Source organism: uncultured Parabacteroides sp. (assembly GCF_947855115.1).
GTDB lineage: Bacteria > Bacteroidota > Bacteroidia > Bacteroidales > Tannerellaceae > Parabacteroides.
Genome location: NZ_CANTZW010000008.1, coordinates 1 through 22,769 on the forward strand (window position 1 = coordinate 1; position 22,769 = coordinate 22,769).

Sequence of the window (22,769 nt, forward strand, 5' to 3'; positions counted from 1 at the left end):
AATTAAAAATAAAGCTATATTTGCTGCGTCAAATGATTATAAGTTCCACCAGAACGATGAAGAAGTACTTTCATGGTAGTTAACCGAGGATTTATGATTATACATTGAATAATTTGAGAGAGTGAATATTATAAGAAACGAGATTTAAAATATTATGCCTTAAGTCTTACTTATAGTAACAGCTATTTAATAAACAAAAAACGATTCTTATGTTGAAAATTGTAAGACCTGTCAGTTTTGTTCTGTTGTCTACGGTGCTATGTTCCGAAGGCGTGATCCAAGCGTCCGATCGTGTGACAATAACTCCGAGAGTAGGAATTTCCCAGCAAGAAGGTACTTTGAAGGGAACGGTTAATGACAGTTTTGGTCCTGTAGCCGGAGCGTCAATAGTTGTAAAAGGTACTACAAATGGTACTGTAACCGACATGAATGGTAATTTCGTGTTGGATGTGAAGAAAGGGGATGTGATTCAAGTATCCTTTATCGGTTATCTAACCCAAGAGATTAAATATAATGGAGAACCCTCCATCAATGTCTCCTTGCGGGAAGATACCCAGAAATTAGACGAGGTTATCGTTGTCGGTTATGGTACGCAACAGAAGGCGAACTTGTCGGGAGCGGTAGCTCAGTTGGATAGCAAGGAGCTGACGAGTCGTCCTATCTCTAACGTATCCTCGGGGCTTCAAGGTATGATGCCGGGTGTTACGGTAACCTCCGGCCAAGGACGTCCGGGGCAGGATGGTAGTACGATCCGTATCCGTGGTGTAGGTACGTTGAACTCGGCAAGTCCGTATATTTTGATCGATGGTATCGAGAGTGGGTCTATGGATGATATCGATCCGAATGATATTGAGAGTATTTCTGTGTTGAAAGACGCTTCTTCTGCCGCTATCTATGGATCAAAGGCTTCTAATGGTGTTATCTTGATTACTACGAAACGGGGTAAGACCGGTGCGCCTCGTATTTCTTATAACGGATACGTGGGTGCCTCGAAAGCGACATCTGTAATTGACCGCGTTAGTTCGGCCGATTATGCGCGTTTGTGGAATCGTTTTGAGCCGGGACGTTATAGCGATAATGACATCCGGATGTTCGAGGATGGTTCAGATCCTTATGGGCATCCTAATACGGATTGGAATGATGAGGCTTATCAAACGGGCTTGTTGCATAAGCACAATGTAAGTATTGCGGGTGGAGCGGAGAATGTGAAATACATGGCTTCAGCCGGATATTTAGGACAGACCGGTATCCTTCCTAACTCAGATCGTAAACAGTTTAATGGACGTACGAATTTGGACATGCAGTTGACGAAGAAGTTGGCTGTTCGGATGAATATGTCATTTATCAAGAATAATTACTCGGATCCGAACTCTAGTTATTATGGGGGATCTTCCGACCAGATTATTCGTCAGTTGAATATTATCAGCCCGATGATTCCGGTGAAAGATCAGGATGGTAAATACGGGCAAACGAATGACGGTAACCCGATTGCATGGCTAGATTCCGGGCAGACTGTAGACGATTGTAACCAGAATTTCACCGGTTCTCTTTCTGTAGACTATGATATTATCGATGGATTGAAGGCTACGGTGACCGGTGCTTACGTAAATGAAGACCAACGTCATACAGAACGTGTATTGAGTATACCGGATGATCCTGTATCTGCATCTCGTACTACATCCTTGATTGAGCGTTTCGTAAACTGGAAACGTTATAACTTCGATGCTTTGCTGAATTATAGTAAGGATTTCGGTCAGCATGGATTGAAAGTGATGGTGGGTTATCATGCGGAGAAATATGAGATCAGCAAGAATCAGATGCAAAGGAATAATTTCCCAAGCAACAGTTTGAATGACATGGATGCCGGGGCTGCTTCTACACAGACTAATAATGGTTTGAGCCGTGAGTTAGCCATGCTTTCTTACTTTGGTCGTATCAATTATGATTTCGCAGGCAAATATTTGTTGGAGGCAAACTTCCGTGCGGATGCTTCTTCCCGTTTCGCTCCGGGACATCGTTGGGGATATTTCCCTTCTTTCTCTGGTGCTTGGCGTATCAGTGAGGAGGCATTCATGGAAAGTTCGCGTGATTGGTTGAACAGCTTGAAGATACGTGCTTCTTGGGGTATGTTAGGTAATCAAGATGCCTTGAATAAATCCAACCCTTGGGAGAACCAGTATTATCCTTGGATGCAAACGTATAATTTGGACGGCAATTATCCTATGGGCGGGAACTTGACGACAGGATATTACCAGAAAGCTTATCGTATCGAGGATTTGTCATGGGAGAAAGCTACGACTTGGGGTATAGGTCTGGATGCGGTTATTAATCATGTGACTTTTACGTTTGATTACTATGATCGCAAGACCACGGATATTATCATGGAGGTTCCGGTTCCGACCGAGTTTGGTTTGGATCCTTATTTTGATAACGTTGGCGCTATGCGTAATCGAGGTGTCGAGTTACAATTAGGTTATAATAATAAATGGAACGATTGGTCTTTGAATGTTCTCGGTAATATGGCCTATAATAAGAATAAGATCGAGGACTTAGGTGGTGTAGACCGTATGGCAAATCCTGATGATGGTGATTTGTGGCGTTTTGTAGGAAATCCAATTGACTCTTATTATGTATATAAGGCCGATGGCTTTTTCCAGTCTGATGCGGAGGCAAAGCAATGGATGGATACATATAAAGGAAAAGACGGTTATCCGTTTGGGCAAGATTTCCAAGCAGGTGATTTACGTTATGTTGATACAAATGGAGATGGAAAGATCGATGCGGACGACCGTGTATTGTCTAAGACTATTAATCCGGTTGTTACATTTGGTTTAAATTTGAATGTGGGTTATAAAGCGTTTGACTTGACCTTGAATTTCACGGGTGCGGCAAATGTAGGTCGTGCCTTTACGAAAGAGGCTTTTGGAGAGTTCTCGGGTAGTGCCGGGCATCCATCTACCGCTTGGTTGGATAGCTGGACTCCGGAAAATCCAAATGCGAGTATGCCGCGCGTAGCGGAAGCGCGCATGTCGCCAAGTGAAGCTTCTAACGTGATGTCTGATTTCTGGGTAATCAATACAAGTTATCTGCGTTTAAAGACATTACAATTAGGATATACGCTACCAAAGAGTGTTTTGAGTGTGATTGGTTTATCGAATGTACGTGTTTATTATTCTGCGGAGAATTTATTTACGATAGACTCTATGCCGTTGAACGTGGACCCGGAAACGGTAAGTTCTCGTTTGTCTAGCTATCCGTTGGTTATGACAAACTCTTTCGGCGTAAATGTAACATTCTAATTTAGTTGAGAAATTTAAAATAAAAGATTTTATGAAACGATTATCGATATACGTATTGGCGGCTGGAATGGCTGCATTATCTACTTCCTGTTCGGATTTTCTGGATACGGTGCCTAAGGATCAGTTGGCTCCTTCTACCACATGGCAGACTGAAGCGGACGCAAAGGGCTTTATAGTAGGTTGTTATAAGGATTTATTAGATGGAAATACATTACTCTATTTAGATTGTGGTTCGGATATCGGCTATAATAATTTTTCTTGGGAAGGATTCCGCCCGTGGGGTGATGGTTCTTTGTCTAGTTCTAATCCGGGGCAGATCCTTTATGATTATAAGTCGATCCGCAAAGCGAATACATTCTTAGAAAATGTCGATCAAGTGACATTTTCTGATGAGGCGGTAAAAGCCAATTATGTAGCTCAAGCGAAAGCTATCCGTGCTTATAAGTATTTTTTGATGAACTGGTGGTATGGCGGTGTGCCTATTGTCAGTTCTTACTCAAGTGCGGATGAGGCAAAAGTGGAACGTAACACGGAACAAGAGGTACGCGATTATATCGCTAAGGACTTAGAAGAGGCTTTGGCTGGGATTGCGGATGTTCCGGAGGCTCGTGGCTATATCGCCAAAGGTGCTGTTTTAGCGATCAAGATGCGTGAGGCTTTATATTATGGTGATTGGCAAAAGGCAAAAGATGCGGCTAAAGCGATCATTGATTTGAAGCAGTATGAGTTGGATCCGGATTATACGAATCTTTTTAAGGTATCGGGAGTGGATTCTAAAGAGATAATCTTGGCAGATCAGAATATTGAGACGTTGGACGGATTGGGAACAATCGGACAGATGTATAATAACGTAGATCAGGGCTGGTCTTCTATTGTCCCGACCCAGAATTTGGTGGATATGTATGAAATGTCTGATGGATTGACGAAAGAGGAGTCAAAGAGTTATGACGCGAAGCACCCGTTCGCAAATCGTGATCCTCGTATGGCCATGACTGTTTTATATCCGGGACGTGAGTGGAGAGGTGATATCCTTAATACTTTGGACGAGAAACTTCAAGATGGTAGTGCCAACAAGAATTTCCCGACTTATACCGATAATGCCTCCAAAAGTGCTCTGACTTGGGCGAAATACTTGGATCCGATGGATCAATATGGAGATGTTTGGAGCTCGGGCGCTTGTCCGATCGTATTCCGTTATGCAGAGGTTCTTTTGACGTATGCGGAGGCTGCGAATGAATTGAGTGGTCCTTCTGAAGAGATCTATGGTTATTTGAATCAGATTCGTCAACGTGTAGGTATGCCGGAAGTGGATAAGGCTAAATACGGGACGAAGGATAGACTTCGTGAATTGATTCGTCGTGAACGTACGGTAGAGTTGGCCGGCGAAGGCTTGCGCCGTGCGGACATCATCCGCTGGCAAGAAGATGGAAAGATGCTTGCCGAGAAAGTCATGAATGGTGATTTGTTACGTATTACAGGGACGATTAATTATGGTGAATCTGAGCCTACTAAACGTGCGGAAATCACAGGTACGGCTGTTATTGAAACTCGCCAGTTCTCTTCTCGTAATCGTTATCTGCCGATTCCTCAGACAAGTATTGATAAGAATCCGAACTTGAAACAGAATCCGGGTTATTAATTTCTTAAAAACATTAGATAAAAAAGGGGGGAGGCCGAGAGGTTTCTCCCTTTTTGGATTACATTTGGCAGATATTGAGATCGTATATAATTTGATTTTGTTATGAAAAAGGACTGATGGTTTTGATATTGCTTGAAAAGTTTGTAAGTAAACCTTGAACTGTTGTATCTTTGCAGCTATAAATTGAAGAAACGGTATGATTTCGGTTGAAGGACTAACAGTTGAGTTTGGCGGTTTTACGCTTTTTGATGATATTTCTTTCGTGGTGAATAAGAAAGACCGTATTGCGTTGGTGGGAAAGAACGGTGCGGGTAAATCTACGATGTTAAAAATATTTGCAGGCCTGCAATCTCCCACGGCCGGAACTGTTAGCGTACCGAAAGATGTTACGATCGGATATTTGCCCCAGCACATGCAATTAGTCGATACCCGTACCGTACGGGAAGAGGCAGAGTGTGCATTCGAGCATATCCATGAGATGGAAGAGGAAATCAACCGCCTGAATACCCAATTGGCAGAGCGTACGGATTATGAGTCTGAGGGTTATCAGAAGTTGATTGATCGCGTAACATATCTATCCGAACATTTCCAGATGATGGGAGGAAACAACTACCATGCGGAATTGGAGCGAACATTAGCAGGATTAGGTTTTAGCCGTAGCGATTTTGATCGCCCAACCTCTGAGTTCAGTGGAGGTTGGCGTATGCGCATTGAGCTGGCGAAACTTTTGCTCCGGCAACCGGACGTGCTGTTGCTGGACGAGCCGACGAACCATTTGGATATAGAATCTATTCAATGGCTGGAGAACTTTATCGCTACCCGGGCTAACGCCGTGATCTTAGTCTCGCACGACCGTGCTTTTATTGATAATACAACCTTCCGTACCATAGAGATCGAATTGGGTAAGGTCTATGATTATAAAGTGAAATATTCGGAGTATGTTGTACTTCGTCAAGAACGTCGTGAGCAACAGTTACGTGCTTATGAGAACCAGCAAAAGAAATTGGCCGATACCGAGGCGTTTATCGAGCGTTTTCGCTATAAAGCCACAAAGTCCGTACAGGTACAATCTCGTATCAAGCAATTGGAGAAAGTGGAACGTATTGAGGTTGATGAGATAGATAGCGCTATGTTGCGATTGAAATTCCCACCTGCGCCCCGTTCCGGTTCTTATCCGGTGATCTGTGAGGAGGTGGCGAAACGTTATGGCGATCATTTGGTTTTCGAGCATGTGACGTTTACGATCAACCGTGGAGATAAGGTTGCTTTTGTTGGAAAGAATGGCGAGGGTAAGTCTACGTTGGTGAAATGTATCATGGGAGAGATCGCTGATTTCACCGGAAAGCTTCAATTAGGTCATAACGTGAAGATCGGTTATTTTGCCCAGAACCAGGCGCAACTGTTGAATGAGAATCTTACGGTTTTTGAAACAATCGATTATGTTGCCCAAGGTGATATCCGTTTGAAGATACGGGATATCCTAGGCGCTTTCATGTTTGGCGGTGAAGCTTCGGATAAGAAGGTGAAAGTCTTATCCGGTGGTGAGCGTACTCGTTTGGCTATGATTCGTTTATTATTGGAACCGGTCAACCTGCTGATTCTCGATGAGCCGACGAACCATTTAGATATGCGTTCGAAAGATGTATTGAAAGATGCCTTGAAAGAATTTGACGGTACGGTGATTCTGGTTTCTCACGATCGTGAGTTCTTGGATGGGTTAGTGGATAAAGTATATGAGTTCGGCAATCAAAAAGTCATCGAGCATTTAGGGGGTATTTATAGCTTCTTAGAGCATAAGAAAATGGATAGCTTGCGGGAATTAGAACGTTCCAATGGGACGAATGCGTCCGTGTCTGCCACACAGGAAATCCATCTTTCCTCCAAAAAACTTTCTTATGAGGCAAGGAAAGAGCAAAGCAAAGCGATTAAAAAAGCTGAGAAAGCAGTCGCTGAGGCAGAAACTCGTATCTCAGAGCTAGAGAATAGCATTGCCGCTATCGAAGCTAAGCTGGCTACACCGGAGGGGGCTTCGGATACTTCTCTTTACAGCGAATATTCCACATTAAAGAAAGAATTATCCGATGCGATGGATTTATGGACAGAACGGACCTTGGAACTCGAAGAATTGTCTTCTTCTAATTAATGATATAATATTTTTCCATCGCGGCGAAAACTCATAGAAAATATCATAGAAAATAACCATAAGTAGGTAGTTCATTTTAGCGAAAAGTCCTTAACTTTGTCTACTTAAAAAACGCGAAAGCTTAAAACTCATATCATGTTAACTCAGATCATTAATGGAAAGATTCTTACCCCGCAAGGCTGGCTAAAAGATGGTTCGGTATTGATAAGCGATGGTAAAATTCTAGAAGTAACAAACTGCGACTTAGCGGTAGTAGGGGCAACCTTGATAGACGCCAAAGGTATGTATATCGTTCCCGGAGGTGTGGAAATTCATGTACATGGAGGTGGAGGCCGTGATTTTATGGAAGGTACCGAGGAGGCTTTTCGTACGGCGGTAGCCACACATATGAAATACGGTACGACCAGTATCTTTCCCACCTTATCCTCTTCTACCATCCCGATGATCCGTGCCGCCGCCGAAACTACAGAGAAACTGATGGCCGAGAAAGACAGCCCTGTTTTGGGACTTCATTTGGAAGGACATTATTTCAATATGAAAATGGCCGGTGGACAAATCCCGGAGAATATCAAGAATCCGGATCCCGAGGAGTATATCCCTTTATTGGAAGAAACGCATTGTATTAAACGCTGGGATGCCGCTCCGGAACTTCCGGGGGCGATGCAGTTCGGCAAATATATCACCTCAAAAGGTGTACTCGCCTCGGTAGGGCATACCCAAGCTGAGTTTGAGGACATCTTGACCGCTTATGAGGTAGGCTATACTCATGCGACTCATTTTTACAATGCTATGCCGGGCTTCCATAAACGCCGTGAATATAAGTATGAAGGAACGGTGGAAAGTATCTATTTGCTCGATGATATGACTGTTGAGGTCGTAGCTGATGGTATCCATGTACCACCTACGATTCTTCGTTTAGTTTATAAGATAAAAGGCGTAGAACGTACATGTTTGATTACGGATGCCTTGGCTTGTGCCGCCAGTGATAGTCAGGTCGCTTTCGATCCTCGTGTCATCATCGAGGATGGTGTATGTAAGTTGGCCGACCGTTCTGCCTTGGCGGGAAGTATTGCGACAATGGATCGTTTGATTCGTACGATGGTACAAAAAGCTGAAATCCCTTTGGAGGATGCCGTGCGTATGGCATCGGAGACTCCGGCCCGTATCATGGGAGTATCCGATCGTAAGGGAACCTTACAACGGGGTAAAGATGCCGATATCGTTTTACTAGATCGCGATTTGAATGTCCGTGCGGTTTGGGCTATGGGCAAGTTAGTTGAAGGTACGAATAAACTATTCTAAACAAAAACAATTATGTTGACACAAATTATAAATGGTCATATCCTTACGCCTCAAGGGTGGATGAAGGATGGTTCCGTATTGATTAGCGATGGGAAGATCTTAGAGGTTACAAATAGCGATTTGGCAGTGATTGGCGCTAAGGTGGTGGATGCGAAAGGTATGTCTATCGTTCCTGGTTTCGTAGCGATGAATATTCATGGCGGTGGGGGCTTCGACTTCTCCGAATGTACGGAAGAGGCTTTTCATGGTGCGATCGCAGCCCATCAGAAGCATGGCGCTACCACTATTTTCCCGACCATACTGGCACCGGAGATCTCGGTGATTGATAAGGCGGTTGATGTATGCGAGCGGATAATGGCGAAAAAAGACAGTCCGGTCTTAGGTTTGCATATCGAGGGACCGTATTTAAATCCAAAGATGGCCGCTAGTTTATTTATCGATAAGGAGAATACGGTTGATCCCAAGGTTTATAAGGAGTTGTTGGAGCGAACGAATTGTATCAAGCGTTGGGATGCTAGTCCGGAGATGCCGGGAGCGTTGGAGTTTGCTCGATATTTAAAGTCCAAGGGGATCTTGCCCGCTATTTCGCATACGGAGGCAGAGTTCGACGATATCAAGGCCGCCTATAACGCGGGTTTTACGCATGCGGCCCATTTTTATAACGCTATGCCGGGTTTTCATAAACGTCGTGAATATAAATATGAGGGAACCGTAGAGAGTGTTTTCTTGATGGACGATATGACGGTCGAGGTGATCGCTGACGGACGTCATTTACCATCTACGATCCTTCGACTGGTCTATAAACTGAAAGGAGTGGAACGTACATGTTTGGTTACGGACGCTCTTTCTTGCGCAGCCAATGAAGGCAAGCCTTTATCCGATCCCCGCATTATTATCGAGGATGGCGTATGTAAGTTGGCTGACCATTCCTCATTGGTAGGGAGTATCGCCACGATGGATGTCTTGGTACGTACGATGGTACAGAAGGCTGACATTCCTTTGGCCGATGCTGTGCGCATGGCATCGGAGACCCCGGCTCGTTTGATGGGGGTAAGCGATCGTACCGGAACCTTGCAAAGGGGCAAAGATGCTGATATCGTGATCTTAGACCGCAAGTTGAATGTGCGTGCGGTATGGAGTATGGGAAATTTGGTTCCGGAAGCAAATACGCTGGTCTAAATCAAATCTTTCGGCTAATAAATTTCTTCTATCAACGTATGGTAAGACCAATACTTATTTGTTATATTTGTGACTCAAGTGAGATTGTAATACTAAATTAATAATTAAACATGAAAACGAACCTTAGTTCTCAAATTACTCTGACGCGTATACCATTGCGGTATTATCGCCCGGAAAATGCTTTCGAGCATTCAGTTTTAACTCGTTTGGAAAAGATTCCGACAAACATTTATGAATCGGCCGAGGAAGGTTCTTTCGCTATCGCTAAAGAGGTAGCAACACAAATTCGTAAAAAACAAGATATCGGTAAACCCTTCGTGATCGCTTTGCCTGGAGGACGTTCTCCGTTGAGCGTTTACAAGGAGTTGATCCGTATGCATAAAGAGGAGAAATTAAGTTTCCGTAACGTGATCGCTTTCGTGGAATATGAGTTCTATCCATTGGCTAATCCCAGTGCCGGAAATCTGGCTCGCTTGAAAGAGGAGTTGTTTGATCAAGTCGATATTGATCCGGCGAATATCTATTGCCCGGACGGAAGTATGCCGAAAGATGCTATCTTGGATTTCTGTCGCCAATATGAGGAGACAATCCAATTGGTTGGAGGTATTGATTGCATGTTGTTAGGTATTGGTAACTCTAGCAATATCATGTTCAACGTGAGTGGAACAACTATCAGCTCACGTACTCGTATGGTCTTGTTGGAGGGCGCTTCCCGTAAAGAGGCGGCCCGTACGTTCCCTTCACAGGAAAATGTCCCGGCAGGTATCATTACGATGGGTATCTCTACGATGATGAATGCGCGTAGCGTTATCTTGATGGCTTGGGGCGAGGATAAGGCTAGCATTGTCGCTAAGACTGTTGAGGGAAAAGTTAGCGATGCGGTTCCTTCCAGCTATTTACAGAATCATCCGAACGCAAAGGTTGTGATTGATCTTTCCGCGTCCTACGATTTGACTCGTATTAGCCATCCTTGGTTGGTGACCAGTTGCGAATGGGATAATAAATTGATCCGTCGTGCGATCGTTTGGTTGTGTCAGTTGACGGGCAAACCGATCTTGAAATTGACGAACAAGGATTATAGCGAACATGGATTGGGCGAATTGTTAGCCCTGTACGGGTCTGCATATAATGTAAATATCAAGATATTCAATGATATCCAACATACGATTACCGGATGGCCGGGGGGCAAGCCCAATGCTGATGATTCCAATCGGCCGGAACGTGCGAATCCGTATCCGAAGAAAGTGATCGTATTCAGCCCGCATCCGGATGATGACGTGATTTCTATGGGCGGTACATTGCGTCGTTTATGCGATCAACATCATGATGTGCATGTGGCTTACGAGACTTCCGGTAATATTGCCGTTGGCGATGAGGAAGTAATCCGTTATTGCGAGTATCTGCGTGATGTATGCGAGAGATATTCACCCGACTCAGCCGTGAAAGATAAAGCGAACGAGATCATCAACTACCTACGTTACGAAAAGGTAGAGAATGGTGAGCCTGAAAGAAAGGATGTCTTGTTTATGAAAGGAACGATCCGTCGTGAGGAAGCTCGTCATGGCTGCCGTTACTCGGGAGTGAAGGATGATCATGTTCATTTCTTGGATCTTCCGTTTTATGAGACTGGTCTGGTGAAAAAGAACGATTTGAGTGAGGCTGATAAAGATGTCGTAAAAGCTCTGTTGCTTGAGATTAAACCGGATCAAATGTTTGTCGCTGGAGACTTGGCAGACCCACACGGAACTCACAAGGTTTGTCTGGATGCTGTGTTGGCTGCTATCGACGAGGTAAAAGATGAGGAATGGATGAAGAATTGCCGTGTATGGATGTACCGGGGTGCGTGGGCAGAATGGGAAATGGACCATATCGAGATGGCTGTACCTATCAGTCCGGAAGAGTTGCGCTTCAAACGTAACGCTATCTTGAAGCATCAATCGCAAGCCGAGAGCGCTCCGTATCTGGGTGACGATGAGCGTTTGTTCTGGCAGCGTGCCGAAGATCGTAATCGGGCTACCGCTGAGTTGTATCGTCAGTTAGGCTTAGCTTCTTATGAGGCTATCGAGGCCTTTGTCCAATATATCCCGTTAAGATAATATCTAGTTGGTAGAATAATTTGAAAGCCCTATCTGATTAAGTTCGGATAGGGCTTTTTGTTTTTATGTTGTTTTTTTCGAGTGGACATAAGTATTTTTGTTTCTATGATCGTATATAAATAAAAGGAAATGCCTTGAATCGTCTATATTAATACAAGAAACGTCCACATTGAGTATGAAAGACAATATCGTCAGGAGCCGTGAATTGGATAAATTCAAACTTTTATATCTGGAGAATGCGCCCAGATTGATCTTTTATGCCTCAAAATATGTAGATGAAGATACGGCAGAGGATTTGGTACATGACATTTTTATCAAGATCTGGCAAAAAAAGGATACTTATTTTCTGGAGGAGGGGTTAAAGACATATCTATTCCGTTCTGTCCAAAACGCTTGCCTCGACTACCTGAAGCATAAATCGATAGAAATGACTTATGCGGATGAGGTCGCCCGTAAATTAAAGATAGAGGAGATACATTATTATAATAATCAATCGGATGTGGCAGAGCTGGAGAAAGAGCGTTTGGAATCCGTCTATCGGGAAATAGCCAAATTACCGGATAGATGCAGGGAAATTTTTACGTTGGCTTATGTGGATGGAAAGAAATCTGCAGAGATTGCGGGGATGCTAAATATTTCTCAACGTACGGTTGAGGCGCAACTTTATAAAGGTTTGAAGATTATACGGAATATCTTGGCATTTTTCATTCAGGCGTTATTTTTTCCTTGAAAATACCGGGAAATGCGTAAGTAAAAAGAAAGAATCGGTCGTATATATAATAAATGAATTTGAAAATGGAATCTAATAACCATATAGAAGAACTAATTATACGTTATTTGCAAGATGAGATCCAAGAGGATGAACTCCGGGTCTTGGATGCTTGGATTCATGAAAGTGATACTAATAAGTCTCACTTCTTTGAACTTAAGAATCTTTTCGACTCCCGGAAGGAGGCGGTGTTCTTGAACCGTTATTCCGCGGAACGTAGCTGGGAACGGATGGTAGGGAAATTGGAAACAGCTTCCGGCATACCTGCAAGATCAAAGTTCCTTGATAGATCGTTCTGGTTCTCTTTCTTGAGATATGCAGCGATTATCGTAGTCGCTATAGGAGTGGGAATGGGTATGAATCAATGGATAAATAATCGTTTACATTCAAGAGGTACGGATTATAATGAGATCGTGGTGGAAAAAGGTGGACGTGCGAACACGTTATTGCTATCGGATGGCAGTAAGGTCATACTCAATGCCTCTACTCGTTTTAAATATCCCACTTCTTTTAACGGGGATGAACGTGTGGTCCATCTGGAAGGAGAGGCTTATTTCGAGATTGCGAAAGATCATTCGAAACCTTTTGTCGTAAAATTGAAGAATCAACAAATCACGGTACTGGGAACCTCTTTCAATATACAAGCTTTTAATAATGAACGTTTTAGTGTTACTACTTTATTAAGTGGTAGTATCCTGTTGGAATCTTTTGATGCGCAGGGACGGAAAATGAGTCGTATGAAACTAAGACCAAACCAGCAGGCCCGGTCGGATAATCGGACTGGCTCTATTTTCTTATCGGAAACCGATGCCTCGATCTCGAACGCTTGGGTAGGCGGGAAATACCGTTTTAAGGATGAGACTTTGGCCTCTATCGCAAAACGTCTGGAAAATTATTATGGGGTAAATATCCATTTGGCACATGATAGCTTACGGAATATCCGCTATACAGGAACTTTTTCCTTGGATCAAGGTATACAAGAAGTACTGGATATTATAAACTCGGAAGAACAATTCACTTTCACGAAAGATGGAAAAAATATTCTGATATCGGCGAGAAGCAAGTAACAAAATAAGATGTATAACCTTAAACATTTGAGTTGCCTATGATAAATACCTGATAACAAAAAAGAATCGGGACTGACACCACTCATCCCCGATCCTTATTCATTTTTTAATTATTTAATCACCTTATTCGTCTGTCTGCTAAAACCGTACGATTAAGGTAAGTCATTAATAAAAAAATATTTACAAATTTATGGAAAAAGTTGGGAATAGTGATGATCTATTGCTTAAAAAAATTAAATCAATCATGAAGATCACATTGCTTTTTTTAATAGTAGGTATATTGCATGTCTCGGCAGATACCTATGCGCAAAAAGTTTCGGTTACGGTAGAAGTAAAGAGCGGGACGTTTTACGATGTTGTCTCGGAGATAGAGAAACAGACCGAGTTCATGTTCTTTTATAAGAGCGAGGATATCGATAATAACAAGCAGGTGAATATACGAATGAAGAATCGCCAAGTAACCGATGTGCTGAATGAGTTGTTGAAAAATACGAATTTAACCTATCGTATATCAGGTAAACACATTACAATACTGAAGAAAGATACTGTACAGCAACAGAAGAGAAAGGTTACAGGTATTGTTACCGACCCGGATGGCATACCGGTTATTGGAGCCAATGTCGTGGTTAAGGGTACAACGGTCGGCACAGTTACGGATTTGGATGGAAAGTTTAGTTTGGATGTGGCCAGTAGTGATATTCTTTCATTTTCTTATATCGGTTATGCGGAACAAGAGATAGAGGTGGGAAATCGTACTCTGTTTAACGTGAAGTTGGCGGAAGACTACAAGGCGCTTGAAGAGGTTGTTGTCGTAGGGTATGGTACGATGTTGAAACGAAACTTGTCTACTTCAGTGGGTTCCGTGGATTCGGAGAAGTTGTTGGAACGTCCTAATGCTACAAATGTATTCCAAGGATTAGCCGGAAAGGTGGCTGGTGTTAATATCGCCTTGAATTCAGGTGCTCCTGGCGGTAGCCCGGCAATAAAAATCCGTGGTATCGGTTCTTTGAATTCTTCCAATACGCCGTTATATGTGGTTGATGGTGTGGTTGGTGTAGATCCAGACCAGATTGATCCGAATATCGTCCAGTCCATCGATATCTTGAAAGACGCTACTTCCTCTTCCATTTATGGAGCGAGAGGAGCAAATGGTGTTGTTGTGATAACAACGAAAGAAGGTAAGAAAAATACGATGAATATTTCGTATAATACAGTTCTATCTGCGGGAACTTTAGCTCGTAAGGTGGATGTCTTAAACGCTGAAGAGGCTCTTGATGTATTCAAGCGTGCGTATGAGGCTCAACCAGGGCGTATCGCTCCTCATTTAGACCCGACGAATGTATTTACACATAAAGATGATCTATTTAATCCGGACGGTACTCCGAAATATGATACGGACTGGCAGGATGCTGTGACCCGTACGGCTTTTTCCCATCAACATTCGCTTAGTTTCTCTGGGGGAAGTGATAAGCTGACCGCTGTGGCGAATGTTAGTTATAAAGACAATCAAGGTATTATGTTGGAAACTTATAAGCGTCAGTTGAATGCGTTTATTAATGTGGGATGGGATTTGAAGGAATGGTTTCATTTACAGGCCATGTTGAATGTGGGGTCTAGTAATGCCCGTAACTCGGAGAACACGATTTCTAGATATACATTGGAGGCATTACCTTTTCTTCCTGTTCAATATGAGGATGGTACGTATTCTCGTAAAGGGGATTATCCCGGTGCGGAAGATACGGAGAACCCCGTGAAAATTTTAAAAGAACGTAAAAATATAGATAAGAACCAGTATACGTTGGCCAATGTGATCGGTACCTTTAAGATTACTCCTTGGTTGAAATTAACGACCAGTTTTAGCCGTCAGGATGGTTCTTATATCAATTCAGCCTATAATCCGAGTACATTGTTTGGTTATGGAGATACTCAAAAAGGTAAGGCAGAAAGAGCCCATAAAAATACGATGTCATGGACGAACGAGGATTACCTTACGTTTGATAAAAGTTGGAATAGACATAACTTGAATGTTGTTGCGGGAGCCAGTTGGTATTATTCAAAGACGGAGAAGAGTGAACTTGGAGCAGAAAATTTCTTCGATGATTATTTTGAGTATAATAATATGGGAGTTGGTACTGTACGCTCTAAGGTAGGATCTGATTACACGGATAATAAAATGAATTCTTACTATGCCCGTGTCAATTATAATTTTGACGATCGTTATTTATTGGGGGCTTCTTTCCGTGAGGACGGTTCTTCTCGTTTCGGTTTGAACAACCAATACGGTTTCTTTCCTTCATTCTCGGCCGCTTGGCGTGTATCGAATGAGAATTTCTTTGAAAATGCGAAAAAGGTGATTGACGACATGAAAATCCGTTTGAGTTATGGTACGGTAGGAAATGCGGAAATTGGCGATTATGCGTCTATGGCACGTTATGAGAACAAACGCCTTCCTTTTGGTAAGGAGATGACAACGATCGTTACTTTGAAAAGCATGGCGAATCCAGATTTACGTTGGGAGAAATCCAGGCAATTTGACGCAGGTATAGACTTGAGTTTCTTTAATGGGCGTATTGAGTTTATGGCAGATTACTATCATAAGATCACGACAGATTTATTATATGAATTACAATTGCCGTCAAACTCGGGATATGAGAAAACCATGACAAATTTGGGTAAGATTCGTAATCAAGGTCTAGAGATGAGTTTGAATACTCGCAATATACAAAGTCGTGACTTCTTGTGGACTACCTCTTGGAATTATACGATGAATCGTTCGATGGTACTGGATATAAATGATAATATTATCAGTAAATGGGGAGGACGTATTGAGGAAGGGCATCCTTTGAATGCTCTTTACGGCTATGTTCGCCTAGGTACGTGGGGGACTGATGAAGCGGAAGAAGCCGCTAAGTATAATAAGAAACCCGGTGATATCAAGTATTGGGATAAGAATGGTAATGGGATGAAGGATGGAGAAGACCAAGACTATATTGGTAACGGTGCTCCTAAGTTCGAGATGAATATGACGAATACGTTCTCGTGGAAAGGTTTCACGTTTATGTTTGATTTGCAATGGGTGTACGGTAATAAATTGATTAACTTCACTCGTCAGTTGATGGGGAATCGTGTGACATTCTCCAATGCTTATGCGGACATTCCGGTGAATGCTTGGACTCCGGAGAACCAGAATACGATGGTGCCGAGTTTACGTCTTCCGGGAGATGGATATGAGAATGACGTGGATTCTTGGAGTTGTGAGCCCGGTTCATTCTTGCGTTTACGTAATATCGGCTTGAAATACGACTTTAGTTCCCGTATGCTTTCGGCTGCTCACATCAAGAGTTTATCCTTGGGGTTCAATGTAGAGAATGCTTTTTTGATTACGAACTATTCCGGTAGCGATCCGGAGGTGACGAGTTATGATGCCGTATTTGAGCAAGGGGTGGATTTCTATACATATCCCAAGCCTCGGACATATTCATTTACCTTAGGTGTTAATTTCTAATTGTTTAATCTTTGTTTCGTAAAAAATTAAGATATGAAAAATAAAACAAATGTATGGATGTGTAGCTTACTTTCTGCTACAATGGCTTTTACATCTTGTACAAATTTTTTAGAAGAAGACCCGAAGACGTTCTTAAGCCCTTCTGAATATTATACAACAGAGAACCAGATCAAGGCTGCTGTAGATGGTACTTATGATGGGCTTGATGATTTGTTAAGCTCCGACTTGGAGATTGCCACTGTTCACCTTTTCAACTTGGAATATCTTGTAGGTACCAGTTATCGTCCTCGTGCGGCAGGTAACGAACAGAACCAATTCTTGTTGCTTTCAGGTTTAGAGGAGAGTAATGGTATTGTACGTAATTTTTGGAAGGCTACTTTCTTTCCTTTGGAGAACTGCAATAGCGTAATTCAAAATGTTTCCGCTACGGATATCATTAGTGAGAGTCAGAAAGTGAAGTATCTGGGAGAAGCCTATTTTTTACGGGCATATTACTATTTTCAAGGAGTACAATTATTCGGGGATATTCCGTTGAAGACGGAACCTACGGTAGACCTGAATACCGTGAAGATACCAAGGGCTCCCAAAGAGGATATCTATAACCAGATCGTGGAAGACTTGAAAAAAGCTGAGCAGTCTGGTTTGGATTGGACAGACAAAACGGGTCATGTCTCCATGGGAGCGATCAAAACTCTTTTAGCCAAAGTTTATTTGACAATGGCTGGTTATCCGCTTCAAAAAGGAAATGAGTATTATCAATTGGCTTACGAGAAAGCCAAGGAGGTTATTGATAGTGGGGCTTTTAGCTTGTTTGCGGATTATAAGGATTTGCGTGCGGCGGGAAATGAGAATAGTGGCGAGCATATTTTTATGATTCAGAGAGAGGCACAAGATGCCGGGGCTCCTTTCCATTTTGGTCTTTTACCTTATCCCGAGCAACCGATTTCCATTACTCCCGCTTATGGAGGAGGTTTGGCTCCTCGTGAAGAGTTCTATGATAGCTATAACGACCAAGATCTCCGTAAGCAGAATGAGGCGTTTTTCTATACCTCTAAGCCTAAATATGGTGATCCTGAAACAATGATAACTTTGGATGTTCCCTATTTATGTAAATATTGGGATGAGGATGCGGAATCGACGGGAAAGAGTGGGGCGAATATCCCGGTTTACCGCTATGCGGACGTACTATTGATGTGTGCGGAAGCGAAAGCCAATTTGGATGGAGGATCTACATCCGATGCTACGGCAGTAGATGCTTATTTCCAAGTCCGTCATCGTGCGTTACCCGATGAGGCGAAACCTACTTCTATCACGGTCGATCAAGTATTGAAAGAACGTGCATGGGAACTTTGTTATGAGTTCACGGGATGGTATGATATGTTGCGTACTCATCGTGCGTTTGATCCGGTATCGGGACAAATGGTTGATTTGCTCGGTTATCAAGCGGTTAATCATACTTATCCGTTTAAAGAATCAGATTTGGTTTTCCCTATACCTTTGCGTGAGAAAGAACTGAATCCTCTGCTAGGAGAAGAGGTCGCTCGTTAAAAGTCTGCAGGCTATTCTCTGAACTAGGAACGTGTTAAAATATTACTATCCATGGTAATCCGGATTACTATTTATAGTAAATACGATTATAATGGATAGTAATGTTTTTAATACAGTATATATTATTCATCATAAGAATTAGAGAAAAGAAAAAGAGATGAAAAGATATATTTTATTTGTCTGTTTATTTTTATTTGGGCTTATTGAGGTATACGCTCAGCCGATAGCTCCGTTTAAGAAAGGAGACCGGATCGCCTTTGTTGGGAACAGTATTACTTGTGGAGGACATTATCATTCTTATATTTGGCTGTATTACATGACTCGTTTCCCGGATCAGCGCATTGATATTTTTAATGAGGGAGTCGGAGGAGATGTTGCCGAGATGATATACCAACGGTTGGATAAGGTTTTCGAACATGAACCTACGGTAGTGACGCTGTCTTTTGGTATGAATGATGTCGGTTATATGGATTTCCGGAAGCCGGGAGCTGATACGGTTGCCCGGAACCGGGTAGAGAAAGCCTGCCGGGATTATGCCCTTATTGAGGAAGTCTATAAAAGGTATCCGGAGGTGAGGAAAATCCTGATCGGAAGTTCCCCTTATGATGAGACTTCTCGCTTCGACAAGGTCGCTTTCCCTGGGAAAAATGCGCCTATTTTGGAGATCGTGGATTTCCTGAATGCCCAGGCACGAGAGAATCAATGGGGATTCGTGGATTTCAACCGTCCGATGGTAGCGATCAACCAATGGGAACAAGCGATAGATCCCATGTACACCTTGTGTGGGAAGGATCGTATACATCCCTCTACGGACGGGCATCTGGTCATGGCTTATCTCTTTTTGAAAGCACAAGGCTTCGCTGGTAAACCGGTCGCCGATATCCGGATAGATGGAACGGAGAAAAAAGTAACTCGTTCGGACAATTGCCGTATCTCTGGTTTGTCTGTTTCTCGGGATAGCCTTATTTTTACGTATGAGGCGAGGTCACTACCATTTCCTATTGATACGACTTGTTATGATAATGAAAAACATACGCAGGCAGATGCTTTGAAGGTAATCCCTTTTATGGACGAGATGAATTATGAGGGATTGTCCGTGAGTGGCTTATCGAATGGGTATTACGGGGTGACAATAGGAGGGGAGTTTATCGGTCGTTTTACGGCGAGAGAGTTGGAACGGGGGATCAATATGGCCCTTCTTCCGAATACCCCGCAATACAAACAAGCGATGAAGATTCGCCAGATGAATGAGGAACGTTGGTTGAAAGAGCGTAAGATGCGTGAGTTCTATTGGGTGGAATATAATTTGATGCGGAAAACGGGAATGCTTTGGGCTTGTAATGAGGCTGCCGTGGACACTCTGCGCAAATACCGTCCTCACGACATCTTCCTGCAATGGAACGGTGATCTTTGGCTACAATACATGCATAAGGGTATTCGTGAAGATTGCGTGAATGAGCAACAAGACCTGGTCAACCAGATCTATGAGCAAAATAAACCAATCCCCTTGCAAATAGAGATCAAGAAATTTACGGACTTGTAGAGACGGGGCGTGCCCCGTCTTCCTCCGACTGGAAGTATTCTAAATGTGAATTAATAGTACATAATTATATGAAAAAGAAACTAGCGATATTCGTATTAAGCCAATTCTTATTGGCTGGTTGGGCAGATGCCCAGCAAGCCTATTTCATCGATGGTTATCATGGCGGTATCTACGGGCATTATCCGGTAGGACAGACCTCTTTTATCGTTCAGAAATTGAGGCAGAATCCCGATTGGCGCATCAACATTGAGATAGAGCCCGAATCATGGGACGTGGTACGGCAACGAGATCCCGAAGGTTATGAGGCCTTCAAGCGATTATTTAAAGATCAATCCGTAGAAAACGGACGGATCGAGTATGTAAATCCGACCTATGCCCAAAGTTATTTCTTCGGGACATCCGGTGAGAGTGTTATTCGCCAATTCGAATATGGAATGCGTCTGATCCGTAAACATTTCCCTGAGGCTGTGTTCACCACTTATTCGGCAGAGGAGCCTTGCTTTACCAGCTGCCTGCCTTATATTTTAAGGTCTTTCGGCTTTTCGTATGCCTCCACCAAGAATCCTAATACCATGTGGGGAGGCTATGTAAGTGCCTATGGAGGTGAGTTGGTGAATTGGGTAGGTCCGGATGGAACGAGACTGACTACCGTTCCCCGCTATGCTTGCGAAAATTTACAACCCGGTTCTTGCTGGCAATCTATCTCGTGGTTCAATACGAAGGATTACATCCAAAAGTGTCTGGATGCAGGTATACAGCATCCGGTAGGCATGTGTATCCAAGACGCTGCCTGGAGCCAAGGTTGGGATAAAGGCCCTTGGCTAGGACAGGATACGACAGCCTATTATACGCCAACCGCCTATAAGACTTGGCGAAATTATATCCAAGATTGTTCCGTTGGGACAACTCAAGATGATTGGCATTTCTCGCAAGAGGATGTCCAGGGCGGTTTGATGTGGGGAACACAGGTTATGCAGCGTTTGGCAGGAGAGGTGCGGGTAGCTGAGAATGCTATCTTACGTGCGGAGAAAATGGCGGCTTACGCTCGCTTGTATAAAGGTATGGAATGGCCGGCTGAAAGTATTGATGAAGGATGGCGCACGCTTTTGTTGTCGCAACACCATGACTGTTGGATCGTTCCTTACAATCAGTTGCAAGGGAAAAAAACATGGGCGGAGACGGTCACGGATTGGACTGGGGTAACCAATCAAAACAGCCGTCAAGTAATTGATAATGCTTTGACTTTATTGAAAGGAGAAGAGGATGAATCTACTGTTTTTGTATATAACACCTTGGCTACCGATCGAAATGAATTAGTGGCAGTGGAAGTTCCCGCCGCATGGAAAAGCTCAAATTGGGTGGTTCTTGATAAGCAAGGGAAGAAACAACCGACTCAATGGCTAACGGAAGATGGTGTATCAAAACTCCTGTTCCGAGCCAAAGTCCCTTCAACCGGTTATGCGTCTTATGCGATCCAAAAGGCAGAAGATAAAAAGCCCGTAGTTGTAAAGGCCGAGAAACAGAATGACGGAACTTTCCGCATGGAAAGTGATTTGTATACCTTGGTACTGAACCCTTCTAAAGGAGGTATAATAGAAAGTCTGAAAGCGAAGGCCGTGCGAGGAAAGGAATTCGTGGATAACCGGAATGAGCGTGGATTTAATGAGCTTCGGGGATATTTTATCGATGAGGGTGGTTTCCTTTCCAGTATGGATCAGCCTGCGGAGGTAAGTGTGTCGGAGCTGGGACCTTTGTTCGTAAAGGTTACCGTAAAAGGGAAGATCGGAAAGTACCCGTTTACCCAAACTATCCAGTTGACGCAAGGAGAGCCTCGTATTGATATGAGTGTTAAGTTGGATTGGACAGGAAATCCTCGCATTGGTGAGCCGGGTATCGAATTCCGGGCAGATGATCCCCGTAAGGCGTTTTATGACGACCGTTACAAATTGTTGGTCTATCTTCCTGTCCAGATTACCAACCAACAGATTTATAAAGACGCTCCGTTCGACGTTTGTAAGAGCCGGTTGGAGAATACCTTCTTCAACCGCTGGGATAGTATCAAGCATAACATCATCTTGAATTGGGTGGATGTAACGAGTAAAGATAACTCTTGTGGTTTGTCATTATTTACGGATCATACGACCAGTTATGCGCATGGAAAGGATTTCCCATTGGCCTTGAACATCCAGTACGCTGGTAGAGGTTTATGGGGTAGGGATTACATCATAGATCGTCCGACCGAGGTCTCATATGCCTTATTCCCTCATGCTGGAACATGGGAGGAAGGCCGTATCTGGACACAGGGTGAACGGCGTAATGAGCCTTTAATCGCTACCTTGGGTGGTAGCGCCACTTTGACATCCGGTTCCCTTTTCCGAGTTGAGGACAATGCTTACGAGCTAGTCTCCATGGTCTATAAGGGAAATGACCTTTACCTCCGCTTATTCAATGCCCAAAGCGATGCTTCCCCAAAAACGATAACTTTCCAAAGGCAAGACATGAAAGCCAGCTTGGTAGAGCTGGATGGTCGTTTAGTTGAAGACTTAACCGTCACCGACAAGAAGGGAACGAGTTCAATACGTGTCTCTATTCCTAGGTATGGAGTGAGGACGTTGAAGTTAAGTTGTAAGAAAATCTAAGTTTTTTGTAAGAATGGCTTAACCTTTGGTATATATGTAA

Annotated in this window: 12 protein-coding genes; all 12 read left to right on the forward strand. The window is 43.3% G+C overall.

Features of this window, described 5'->3' with window-relative positions; all coding sequences use genetic code 11:
* Positions 1 to 209 precede the first annotated feature (209 nt).
* The 12 genes from Q0110_RS07040 to Q0110_RS07095 all read left to right on the forward strand — a co-directional run bounded on the left by Q0110_RS07040 (position 210) and on the right by Q0110_RS07095 (position 22,729).
* Positions 210 to 3,299 carry a TonB-dependent receptor gene (locus Q0110_RS07040; protein ID WP_297904853.1) on the forward strand — a complete coding sequence of 1,030 codons (3,090 nt, stop codon included), beginning with the start codon at positions 210 to 212 and terminating at the stop codon, positions 3,297 to 3,299.
* A gap of 31 nt (positions 3,300 to 3,330) precedes the next feature.
* Positions 3,331 to 4,938 carry a RagB/SusD family nutrient uptake outer membrane protein gene (locus Q0110_RS07045; RefSeq protein WP_297904856.1) on the forward strand — a complete coding sequence of 536 codons (1,608 nt, stop codon included), beginning with the start codon at positions 3,331 to 3,333 and terminating at the stop codon, positions 4,936 to 4,938.
* A 196-nt stretch (positions 4,939 to 5,134) separates the two neighbouring features.
* A complete protein-coding gene (locus Q0110_RS07050; protein WP_297904859.1) occupies positions 5,135 to 7,081 on the forward strand; it encodes an ABC-F family ATP-binding cassette domain-containing protein in 1,947 nt (648 codons plus the stop codon).
* Between the two features lie 135 nt (positions 7,082 to 7,216).
* On the forward strand, positions 7,217 to 8,383 hold the full coding sequence (gene nagA, locus Q0110_RS07055) for an N-acetylglucosamine-6-phosphate deacetylase (protein ID WP_297904863.1): 1,167 nt from the start codon (positions 7,217 to 7,219) through the stop codon (positions 8,381 to 8,383).
* A gap of 12 nt (positions 8,384 to 8,395) precedes the next feature.
* Positions 8,396 to 9,562, forward strand: coding sequence for an N-acetylglucosamine-6-phosphate deacetylase (nagA, locus tag Q0110_RS07060; protein WP_297904866.1), 1,167 nt, complete (start codon positions 8,396 to 8,398; stop codon positions 9,560 to 9,562).
* 110 nt (positions 9,563 to 9,672) lie between these two features.
* The gene (locus tag Q0110_RS07065; protein ID WP_297904869.1) at positions 9,673 to 11,658 is read left to right on the forward strand and encodes a glucosamine-6-phosphate deaminase; all 1,986 of its coding nucleotides are present in this window, start codon (positions 9,673 to 9,675) and stop codon (positions 11,656 to 11,658) included.
* Positions 11,659 to 11,833: 175 nt separating this feature from the next.
* Positions 11,834 to 12,388, forward strand: coding sequence for an RNA polymerase sigma-70 factor (locus tag Q0110_RS07070; RefSeq protein ID WP_297904872.1), 555 nt, complete (start codon positions 11,834 to 11,836; stop codon positions 12,386 to 12,388).
* Positions 12,389 to 12,453: 65 nt separating this feature from the next.
* A complete protein-coding gene (locus Q0110_RS07075; protein WP_297904875.1) occupies positions 12,454 to 13,494 on the forward strand; it encodes a FecR domain-containing protein in 1,041 nt (346 codons plus the stop codon).
* 244 nt (positions 13,495 to 13,738) lie between these two features.
* Positions 13,739 to 16,999, forward strand: a complete 3,261-nt coding sequence (locus Q0110_RS07080; protein WP_297904878.1) for a TonB-dependent receptor — start codon at positions 13,739 to 13,741, stop codon at positions 16,997 to 16,999.
* Positions 17,000 to 17,032: 33 nt separating this feature from the next.
* Entirely contained in the window at positions 17,033 to 18,547 is a 1,515-nt protein-coding gene (locus Q0110_RS07085) for a RagB/SusD family nutrient uptake outer membrane protein (RefSeq protein ID WP_297904881.1), read from the forward strand.
* A gap of 157 nt (positions 18,548 to 18,704) precedes the next feature.
* Complete coding sequence (locus Q0110_RS07090) at positions 18,705 to 20,090, forward strand: SGNH/GDSL hydrolase family protein (protein WP_297904885.1); 1,386 nt, start codon at positions 18,705 to 18,707, stop codon at positions 20,088 to 20,090.
* Between the two features lie 68 nt (positions 20,091 to 20,158).
* Positions 20,159 to 22,729 (forward strand): glycoside hydrolase family 38 C-terminal domain-containing protein, encoded by a 2,571-nt coding sequence (locus Q0110_RS07095; RefSeq protein ID WP_297904887.1) that lies wholly within the window; start codon positions 20,159 to 20,161, stop codon positions 22,727 to 22,729.
* Positions 22,730 to 22,769 lie beyond the last annotated feature (40 nt).